A 1,996-nucleotide genomic window follows, 5' to 3' on the forward strand; every position below is an offset into this window, starting at 1 on the left:
CGGGGACAGTCCCCCGAGCTACCTGATACTGACCGGGAACTCCTGAGCAACACACTCAGTGGGCTGAGCGCCACGATCAGCAGCGAGGAAACCGGCGACCAGCTGTTGCACGGCGAGCCGCATCCGGGCAACCTCCTCAACACGAGGAGAGGGCCGCTTTTCGTAGACCTCGCTACGTGCTGCCGTGGGCCGATGGAGTTCGACGTCGCCCATGCCCCCGAAGAAGTGGGAGAGCACTGTGCGGGGGCTGACCACGGCCTGGTGCAGCAGTGCCGCGCCCTGAACTGGGCGATGTTCTCGGCCTGGCGCTGGCGTCAAGACGACCACATGCCTGATCGGGGTCACTGGAGAGTGGAGGGACTCAACCGGGTTCGTGCTGCACTCGATCGCTGCGCACTGGGCTGAACTGGAAGAAAAGGGCTGCTGGGTCCCGATCCGCAGCACCGTGTGCGGCGAACCGACATGGCGCTGCGGATGAACTCGACCAGCTTGAGAGGACATTTCCGCCTCTCGCCCCGTTCCCACATCAACGCCCCGGACACGGACCAGTCAGATGATCGGCCGGGCAAGTCCTCATTCTGTCGCCGCATGGATCGCTGCGACTACGGCTTCGCCGATCGGGGTCAATTTCATTGGCGACGCCGTGGTTGCTCGGATGAGGAGTGGCTGTCCGATCTCGCGACGCAGTCTTCCGGCTCTCGTGATCAGGGCCGTGTGATGGGCTCCGAGTGCTTCGGCGGCTTCCTTGAGTGTGCGGTAGCGCGACACGGCAGCGAACTCGCGGAGGCGGTCCCATGCGCCCGGCCCCGTGAAGGCAGGACGGAGGATCTCCGGTGCCTTGCTGGCCTGAGCTGCCAACTGCGCGAGTTCGGGGCGGGTGTGCCCGTTCACCTTGGTCACGGGGATTCCGTGCAGCTTGGCCCACCGGGTCATGGTCGTGTGGCTGAGGCCCTTCTCACTGCCGAGCTCTGCAAGGGGCCGACCACGGACCAAGTACTGCTCGCGGAGCCATGCGCCGTCGACGTAGCCCTTGCGCGGTCCCGTTGCGTTGGGCTCGCGGACCTCGATGCCGTACTGCTTAGCGAGACGCCTCGTAACGTTGCGGCTGACGCCAGCGAGGTCCGCGATCTGGCGGAGGCCGAGACGTTCCGTGCAGTAGAGCCGCCGGAACTCGTCCGGCGGGAAGGCCTGTTTCGCGATTCGCATCGCCTCACCGTCGTTCCGCCGACGACTTCGTGGCCTCGGCTGGGCCCGTGCGGGAGATCGGTGCAGCAGAACTCGGACAGCTTCATGCGACGTGCCGAGTTCGCGGGCAGCCTGCTCCGTCGTCACGGACGGCGAACGGATCACGTGGTGAAGACCGCTAATGTCGATCTTCTCCAGGTCATGACCTGCCGTTTCCAGGCCATCGGCAATCACCGTCGGTGGTTCCCAGGCCAAAGGTTCACCCTCGACGCCGTTCTGTGCGAGGAAGTCGGCTCCAGCGCGGTGCAGGCCGTCTCTGACTTCAGGTGTCAGGAACGCGGCGAAGTAGTTCACGTGCGGGCGGTCCATCGCGCGGGTGACCGCGAGGTGGGCGGGGGCGAGGTGGGCTGGGAGTCCGCACATCTGCTCGAAGAGTGTGCTTCGCGCGACGGTGAGACGGCGTCCCCGGCCGGGTTGGACGCCGGCATCGTCGCAGATCTGGCGCCATCGGGCCTCAGGGAGTAGATCGGTGTAGTCCAGCATGCGGCGGCGCTGGTAATCGATGGGCACTTCGTGTGCGTCGAGGTAGTCCGCCAGCCGCACCAGTACCGCGTTGACGACCGACCAGAGCCCCTGTGCATGCAAGAGCTGCAGGATTTTCGAGGTCATCTGCCGGGTGGTCACACCGCCGAGACGCCGTGTGATCACTCTGAGAGCCTGACGCTGTCGGGGATCTTGGTCGAGCGTCTTTCTAGAAGATCATCGAGCTGAACGGCCGGTCCCCACGATGGCGCTGTGTCAGGGTAGAACT

The 1,996-nt window shown here is 65.3% G+C and carries 2 protein-coding genes; one reads left to right on the forward strand and one right to left on the reverse strand.

Annotation, left to right across the window (positions count from 1 at the left end):
* On the forward strand, nt 1-405 hold a 405-nt coding region (locus AB0M97_RS30770; RefSeq protein WP_365964266.1), incomplete at its 5' end, for a phosphotransferase.
* Between the two features lie 168 nt (nt 406-573).
* Here AB0M97_RS30770 and AB0M97_RS30775 read toward each other — a convergent pair.
* On the reverse strand, nt 574-1,893 hold the full coding sequence (locus AB0M97_RS30775; protein WP_365964267.1) for a LysR family transcriptional regulator: 1,320 nt from the start codon (nt 1,891-1,893) through the stop codon (nt 574-576).
* Between the last annotated feature and the right edge of the window lie 103 nt (nt 1,894-1,996).

Origin of the sequence: Streptomyces sp. NPDC051207, from assembly GCF_040682395.1 — a bacterium.
Lineage (GTDB): Bacteria > Actinomycetota > Actinomycetes > Streptomycetales > Streptomycetaceae > Streptomyces.